Source organism: Clostridium sp. OM05-6BH, from assembly GCF_003481635.1.
Taxonomy (GTDB): domain Bacteria; phylum Bacillota; class Clostridia; order Lachnospirales; family Lachnospiraceae; genus Butyribacter.
Window position 1 is genome coordinate 31464 of the sequence record NZ_QULH01000011.1, and the last position, 8821, is coordinate 40284.

5 protein-coding genes are annotated in these 8821 nt (G+C 40.1%); 2 read left to right on the top strand and 3 right to left on the bottom strand.

The window, feature by feature from the left end:
* Positions 1-3339: a leucine-rich repeat protein gene (locus tag DXB73_RS09875; RefSeq protein ID WP_182448299.1), complete on the top strand. Its 3339-nt coding sequence runs from the start codon at positions 1-3 to the stop codon at positions 3337-3339.
* Positions 3340-3349: 10 nt separating this feature from the next.
* Here the strand turns inward: DXB73_RS09875 and DXB73_RS09880 are convergent, their stop codons facing one another.
* Positions 3350-3760, bottom strand: a complete 411-nt coding sequence (locus DXB73_RS09880) for a hypothetical protein (RefSeq protein ID WP_022025645.1) — start codon at positions 3758-3760, stop codon at positions 3350-3352.
* Positions 3761-4208: 448 nt separating this feature from the next.
* On the opposite strand from DXB73_RS09880, the gene DXB73_RS09885 reads away from it, so the two are divergent.
* Entirely contained in the window at positions 4209-4919 is a 711-nt protein-coding gene (locus tag DXB73_RS09885) for a helix-turn-helix transcriptional regulator (RefSeq protein WP_118691005.1), read from the top strand.
* A gap of 354 nt (positions 4920-5273) precedes the next feature.
* Here the strand turns inward: DXB73_RS09885 and DXB73_RS09890 are convergent, their stop codons facing one another.
* Together DXB73_RS09890 and DXB73_RS09895 are read right to left on the bottom strand one after the other, a co-directional pair.
* A complete protein-coding gene (locus DXB73_RS09890) occupies positions 5274-7052 on the bottom strand; it encodes a diguanylate cyclase (protein ID WP_118691006.1) in 1779 nt (592 codons plus the stop codon).
* Positions 7053-7625: 573 nt separating this feature from the next.
* Complete coding sequence (locus DXB73_RS09895) at positions 7626-8087, bottom strand: YaiI/YqxD family protein (protein ID WP_022025934.1); 462 nt, start codon at positions 8085-8087, stop codon at positions 7626-7628.
* Between the last annotated feature and the right edge of the window lie 734 nt (positions 8088-8821).

Sequence of the window (8821 nt, forward strand, 5' to 3'; positions counted from 1 at the left end):
ATGAGAAAAAACAACTGGAAAACGACTGCAATAGCGGCACTTCTAAGCATCTCTATGGTGCTTCCTACCACCAGTGGATCAGCGGCAGCTGCTTTTGCTGTAACGCCTAAGGATGTCACTACTCACAAAGCAACCGCAACTGAACCAACCGCTACGCCTGATTCCAAGGCAACACCGCCAATATTAGAAACAGATGCGGCGAGCGCATCCAACGGATGTACAATGCTTGGTATCTATGGTTCGTATTATAGTCAGGCACAGGAAGCTCTAGACAAGTTAAATGAAATTCGTAAAGAAGCCTGTGAAGCCGGCAACATACCGGATCCGCGCGATCCCAGCCGTATGCTGACATCCGATGATTATAAACCGTTAAGATGGTCGAGAGACTTAGAAAGCATCGCTCGCATCCGTGCGGCAGAGGCTGGCATTTCGTTTAATTTCATGGCATCCGGACATGATCGTCCCAGCGATAAAGATACTTTTTCCCTATCCTTTCATGGTGTATCTTCCAATTGTGAAGATCTCGCTTACTGTTGGGGAAAAAGCATGACCGAAGGTGTCATTCTGTGGAAATCTGAACAAAAAGACTGGGTCGATCAAAATCTGTCCAATGAAACCGGTCATTATACAAGTATGATCAATCCAAAATACAACTATGTCGGATTGGGCGATTTCTATTCCGAAGCAGCACCTTATCCGAATACCGTTGCCGGTGAATTTTCTACGAGAACCGGTCTGAACGAAACCATGCAGGATGTGCAGACCGATGTTATACAAAAAGTTGAGATCTCCAACAAATATATCAAAGAGAATTTCTTAGACGGCGCAGATACGATAAACACGGAGCAGACTTCCAGCTTAACCGCAAAAGTACGTTTGGAACGCACTCGCAGCAATGGCAAAGTGTCCACCCGCGAGATCTGGTCCGTCCAGCCTCTAACCTATTCCTCTTCCGACCGTACGATCGCTACGGTAGATAACAACGGAAACGTTACAGGTCTTACCAATGGAGATGTCACCATTACAGCAAAAGCAAATAACGCAATATTTGCGACCAAAACAGTACATATCTCTTGTGCGCATAAGCGTAAAGAGACCGATTATACACCGGCAACCTGTACCAAAAATGGGTCACGTACATATCACTGTGACACCTGTAATAAAGATTTTGAGGAAATCATCCCCAAAACACCACATAACTATGTATATGGAGAGATTGATGCCAATGGCAAGAGCACGGGTATCTGCTCCGACTGTCAGAATACGATCTACATCGCTCCGCCAACCTCATTCGATATTTATTGGCGCAATAGTACCTCCACCACAAGTTATTATTCTTCTTCCATGCCGGCCAGCAACCCAATCGGCTCCACCATTTATGCATGGGCGCAAAATATCAACGGCGATAGCGATTATCAGGAGCTCCGTATTGAATCCTCGGATCCGTCTGTCGTTTCCACGCCTGGTATCATATCCGATAAGACCTACTTAAATCCGCTTAATGTATTAGCTGCAGGCATTACACAAATCACTGTGTATCCAACCTATAACCCTGCCCTAAAGAAAACCTATACTCTTCGTATCGGTGAAAACGGCAGTGTTGACATTGCACAGGCCGAAATCACTCTGTCCGAAAAGTCGTACATCTATACCGGCAAGCCACAGAAACCAAAAGTCACTGTGACCATGCATGGTACTACCCTGACCGAAAATAAGGACTACACGATCCGTTATGAAAACAACACCGCCGTCGGAACAGCAACTGTCACGGTAACAGGAGCCGGTCTGTTTTGTGGACAGACAGCGATTCCGTATACGATTCAATCCTCTGCCGCCAAACCACATACACATGTGACTGTAATCGATGAAGCAGTTCCGGCAACCTGTACCACTCCGGGACTTACCGAAGGATCTCACTGCTCTGAATGCGGCTTGGTATTCACGCCGCAGCAGGTTGTAAATGCACTCGGACACCAATATAAAGATGGGGAATGTACCGTATGTGGCTACCAGCGTTATGTAAATAAAGATCATTTACGTTTCACTCTGGAAGAAAGTGTGGATGGCACAAAATTCGCCTCCGTCTCTGTCGTTCCAAACGATATACTGACCGGAGATATCCATGTTCCATCTACCATAACGATCAACGACACCTCATATTCGGTACGTGTCGTCACCAAAAAAGCATTTGCCGGACAAACGAACGTAACAAGCATTACCCTTCCACAAACGATCACCCGCATTGATTCGGAAGCATTTGCTGACTGCAGCAAATTAAGCAAAATGTATTTTCAGTCCGATAACGCACCGACCACTGCAAGTGACGCTTGGAAAAATGTCGTCAGTGAAACCAATACTTTAGACTTTTATTGTCCAAAGTATGGCGTCGGATATTATAATCTGGCAAAAAATGCCGGTGCTACCACACACTATGATGAAGCGATTCCAAATCATGTACATACTATGATATTTCATGATACGGTTGCCGCGACCTGCACGGAAGCCGGTTCCGCCAGCTATTATACCTGCAGCGAATGTTGTAAGGTCTTTTGGGATGCTGACGGCAAACAGGAAATCGACATAAGCGATACATATTTAAAACCACTTGGACACGATTGGGCAACTAACTTCACCATTGACATCCCGGCAACCAAAACATCTACCGGAGAAATGTCACTGCATTGTAAACGCTGTAATGAACGTTCACGTATTACGGAAATACCAAAACTGACAGACAATAACGACTCCGATGATCCGGACTTTGACCTTCCTAACCAAAATAACAATAATCCCGGGAATGGACAATCTGTCAACAAAAACAATACCGCCGCTCCAAAAGTCGGCACTGTATTTACCGTCAAAGGACTGCGTTACCGCATTGCAAACCGCAATGTGCGCACAAGGACTTGCACTGTAACCTGTCTCGGATATAACAAGAAATATCTAAAAAACAAGAAAAAGGGATCTGTTACATTATCCATTCCAGCTAAAATAGCTTACGGCAAATATAGCTGTATGGTTACTGCCATTGGCAATAAAGCATTTTATGGCTGCAAAGCACTCAAGCGTGTTTCGACCGGAAGTAATGTGCTATCCATCGGAAGTAAAGCATTCTCCGGTTGCAAAGCACTTAAGAAAGTAACCATTTTGAAAAAGACAAAGAAAATCGGAGCCTCTGCTTTTGCCAAATGCAGCAGTCTGCGCACCATAACCATTAAGACGACGTCTCTAACGAAAAAGTCTATTGGTAAAAAAGCATTTCATGGCATTGCAAAGAAAGCGAAATTTAAGCTGCCATCCAGCAAGAAAAGGCTGTACAAAAAATGGGTCAAAAAATAAACAGGCCGCTTCAATATCCCTCACCTTTAACAACCCATTTGCCGTTCTTTTTCTTCAAACGAATGATACGATACTTTCCGCTCTTCGTATCCTTGCCTTGGAACTGTATTTGGTCACCTGATCCACCATTGTATTCCAAGCTCTTCACCTTTTGTGTGGTGTGTTTATAATATTCTTTAGCCACCTTGAGTGCTGCGTGAATATCTTCTTCATCAAGAGATTCCTTAGCGACTGCAGAAGCCCTCTCCTGCTCTTTCTTCGTTGGGCTCGCAGTCGCTTCCTGCTCTTTCTTCGTTGGGCTTGCAACAGCTTTCTGCTTCGATGTACTCATTGTATTTTTTCGTCCGCTTGCTCTTTGACCACATGCCGTTGCAAGTGCTGCTACTACCATAATAGTAATGATAAATACTTGTTTCTTCATAATGTCCTCCTTGTATTCTTGTTCCGGTTTCACCATACTCCCTGCATCCACATATTGTGATTTCAAAAGAGTCTGAAACGCCCTACTTTCTTTGCAGTGACATCATAAAACAACAATGTATCTAATTTGTATATAAACTCTTTACCGTTCTCTCTTCCGTTTTTGGACGGGACGCTTTCGCTACGATGCGCTCGTCACGTTACTTAATGTCTCTGAAATACGAGAGAAACGCCTAAAATAGGCAAGATGCTACTGTGAGTTGCGGAAATTCCAACCTTAAATGGTTGAGGATTTTCATTTTTTCACTAAAATTTGTAACTGTATATTTACTCATATCAAAATTTATAGATTACGAGATAGGGGGGGCTCACTTTTTAATTTTTTAAGCAATTTGGTAGCTTGAGTTATTGTACAATACAAAAAACAAGAAGGAGAGGAGATATAAATAATGACGTTTTCTAGTAAATTGCAAAAATTAAGAAAAGATAATAACTTATCGCAAGAGCAACTAGCTTCTGAGTTATGTGTATCCAGACAAGCCATCTCAAAATGGGAACTGGGAACCCTACCGGATATTAATAATTTAATAAAGATAAGCAATTTTTTTGATTGCTCTTTAGATTATCTTATGAATGATGATAAAGAAGACCAATTTGAGGAGGAATTTAGCAACGAACAAAATAAGATTGCAAATAATGAAAATGTAGGCACAAAAGCCACTGCAATTAAAAGGCATCTCAAATTCCTATTATCTGGATCTGGAATGGCTATTTCGATCATTTTCCTTATACTAATAAAATTAATATCAACATTTTTTCCAACTCCCATTGCCAGACAGGCAGAATCTGGAACCTGGTATACAGGTTTTATAGGCTTCATCGATTATTATGATTTGTATGGAATTGTTAATATAGCATTGCTTTTGTTTATGTTATCATTTACATTTTTTTCTTTTTTTATTGTTAAAAAGAAAAATAAACCCAAGAAAAATATCTTATTAACCTTAATTGGATATGCAATGATTATGATATTTTGCATAAAATCATTATATGAAATAAATACAAAACCTTTTGTTTCACTGAATTTTTTAGAGCTCGTTATGTCAATTATTTATATCGCGTGTGCAATACTTTTATTCTCTCGGGAAATTAAAGATTGATAACAAATAACAGGAGGTAAAACACTATGAAGAAATTATAAAGCTTAATTACAATTTGTATGATTACTACATTATGTATTTCTATTAATTCATCCGCAGCTACACTTGGAGATAATTAGACTTATGACAAAGTTAGCAATGCTGAAATAGCTACAAAAAAAATCAATTTTCCCAGGAAGGAACTATACATATTACAAATAAGCAGGAAATAAAAGAATACCAAGAATCAATGGGACTGAAATACGATCCAGATGTAATAGAAATACAAACAGTTCGTAAAAGTATAATTTTACGAACTGTTTTTTTGCGTATTTACGGCAATAGCAATATGCCATATGTATACAGTCATATTTTCTACTTCTCCACCAGCTCCAGGCAGTCTCCATAGTGCCTCTGCAGTGACTTTAAGTCCATAATCATCACATAAAATACTCTGCCATTGTGCACTGAATCCACTATCCTGCCATGGTCGAGCACAGAAATATATTTACCGTCTGCTTTTCGCATATGAAAGAAAATATAATCATTTGAGTGTCCTCCGTTAATCTGCGACCATATGCTTTTTTGACAGCTTTCCTGTTCATCCGGCCGTATCAGATTGCAGAATCTCTTACCTGTATATGCAAGCAGCTCGTCCATATTTTTACAGCCTGTAAGCCGAAGCAGCTCACTGTTTGCAAGCAGAATCTCATCATTTTCTTTATCTGCTCTGTAAACAATGAAAGCTCCAGGCAAATTATTAATAATATCCTTCACTGCAAAACCAAGCTTTGCGCGGCTCTTTACTTGCTCACCCTCACGATATGCCATGCAGCCGTTCTTCCCACGCATTTTCACCGCATAAAGTGCCATGTCCGCACAACGCATAAGCTTTGAACATTCATCAGCCAAAACAGGATACTCCGCAAAGCCCAGTGAAATGGTAAATGTATGCGCTTCACCTTTACAATAAAAATTCCTGGTTTCTTCTGTAAACTTCTTAAGAAAAGGCTTAACCTCCACTGCCGTGCAATCCGGCATGAAAATGCTAAACTCATCGCCTCCGTTTCTGCCGAGTATAACATCCTTTGAAAAATATTGCTTCATGCTCTCTGCAAGCTTCTGCAGTACACCATCACCCGCCGCATGTCCATACACATCATTAACAAGCTTAAAATCATCAATATCAAGCATCGCCACAACACAGTGTTTTTGCGGGTTCTGCCTCATATATTGCTCAACCTGCCTATTAAAGCCGAGCCTGTTGTAGATACCGGTCAGTGTGTCAGTCACAGCAAGTCTCTTGAAATTCTTCCTGTTCTCATTGATTGAAATCAACGCTGCTGTAAGCCCAGTCAAAAGCAGGACTATAATTACACCTCCAATAAACATGTATATCAGGTAGTTATTATTATAAAACCCACTCTTGGGTAAAATCTCAAGCCTCCACTTGCCTCCATACACGTCAAAGTCATATATCACCGGATCGTTCAACGCTTCCTTTGAACCGTAAACCCACTCATACGTATCATCCCACGGCGAAGCACACTTCTGCAGACTGTACTTATATCCAAAATTGGAAAGAGCCTCTACAGAATCAGAAAAAATTTCCGGAACCTTCAGTATAACAATTGTGAAGCCCCAAAAGCTCTTTTTACCATTTTCATCCTCCAAATAAACCGGATTGCGCACTGCTATACCATATCCGCCCTGCTTCAGCTCAAATGGTCCCTGCATAATTACAGTGTCATTATCCCTCGCATAGCGCGAAATCTCTCCCCTGTCACTATCATTTATCAGATCTATCTTGCCGGGTTCATTCAGATCCTCTGGATATATTTCATTCACAACTCCATTCGGTGCTATCTGTATACTCTGAATCGAATCGTCCATCATATTTTCTGCAATATCATAAAACTTATTTATATTTCCATCACCACTTATGACAACCTGCTTTAAGGTATCGGTAACTCCTATTCCCTCCATAAGCTCGCCATATATACGCTCCGTATATGTCATCGCATTGAGCTTTGCATTTGTCCTGTTCTGCTGTTCCTGACTCTCGCCGACTACATATATCGTACCGATTAACGCACACATGCCCAATATAAATACCACTACCGGAACAATGAATCTCTTTTTTAGCTTTTTCATTTGTATCACCTCCTAAAATCAATGTCTATCTGTTCCACATAATTTTAATATTATAGCTTTAAGATAAGAAAATGTCTATAAATTTACATGAATTTCCAACACTTCAAACTCATAAGCAAAACGAAAAGAAGCCTCACCCATTATTAAATGAAGCATCTACTTTTATCATATACTGTAAATCTACTTAGTTCGTATCAATATTTTTCAGTTGTTCAATATACTGAAATACTTTTTTTGTCACTCTTTGATTTTTTATACCCATTGCTCTTTCTTTATCCATAGATTGTACCATCTTCGAATTCTTCTTTAATAATGTATCAAGAGAAATATCAAATTGATTACTCATGCTTACAAGAATTTGCAAATCAGGATAACTTTTTGCGACATTAACGTATCAGTCTTGAAAATAATGCTTTAAATGATAATTATAATATGCTTGTAGATAACAAATGGCTAATGTTGAATATTTGTGCTATTATTTTCAGATATAAAATTGATATCTCAGTCGCTACGATGCGCTCGTCACCTTACTTAATGTCTCTGAAATACGAGACATAATAAGCAATCGGTGGTTCAGTCAATACTTCCGGTATGGGAAATTTGAGTCAATAATTTTTCAAAAGACTCTTCAAACATCTTATCATCCTCCGCTGTACGTTTTTTTGGTCCTTTCACATGATTTTTATGAGAGGCACGTCGCGCCTTCTTGTTGAGATGTCTGGTCATTAACATCTGATCGATATTATTGTTCGTATACCATTTTCCAGACTGATGAATCGCCGCCGCTCCTTTCCCCAGTGCCATCGCTGCGACCCCATAATCCTGCGTAATTACCACATCATCTTTCGTGCACAGACTGATCAATTTATAATCGACAGCATCTGCTCCCGCATCAACCACGATCACATCACTATAGTCTGACTGCAAAATATGATTCGTGTCGCACAAAAGAGTCACCGGGATTTGAAACTTAGCTGCAACTTTTTCCGCAATAGAGACAACCGGACATGCGTCCGCATCAATATATATTTTCATATCTTATTTTCACCTCGATCACATTAATAAATACTACTCTAACACAGTCTGTGCGATGTTTGAGATCTATAACTTACTCAAACTTCCCCTACTTCAAATCCTCCACAACCACATATTACTTATTATGTCAGCAATAAATAAACTATTTTGCAGCCAATACAGTAAATTGTTCTGCCATCCGAGAACTAAGATAATTGCCGCAGAACGCAGAGTTTTTGCGTGATTTCTTATTTTGTTACATCTCTGATGAATACATGCCTGAAGGAGTGTCTGAGATGTCCCGGTTTAGCAAGGTATCATCCATTTTTGGACGGGACGCTTTCGCTACGATGCGCTACGTCACGTTACTTAATGTCTCTGAAATACGAGACATAAGTAACGACGAGCGCAAAAGTCCCTTTCAAAAATGATGATTACCTCGCTTCCGGGACTTCGAGTTTCCGAAAGGCATGTAAATCAATCATCAGAGATAACAAAATCTAGAAATCACGAAAAAAAGAGCAAAACCAGCGTTTTGCTCTACAAGAATTGCTTTAGCAATTCTTGGCGATATCACGCTACATAACAGCAATTTTCTATCAACCAAAAACGAAAATGCGGCAAGGCAATTACTATAGTTCTCTGATGGCAGAAATCGCTCTTTGGTGGCTGCAAAATGCTATAAAGTCATTGACATAATAAGTAATATGTGGTTGTGCAATAACTTCCAGTATGGAAAGTTTGAGTAACTTATA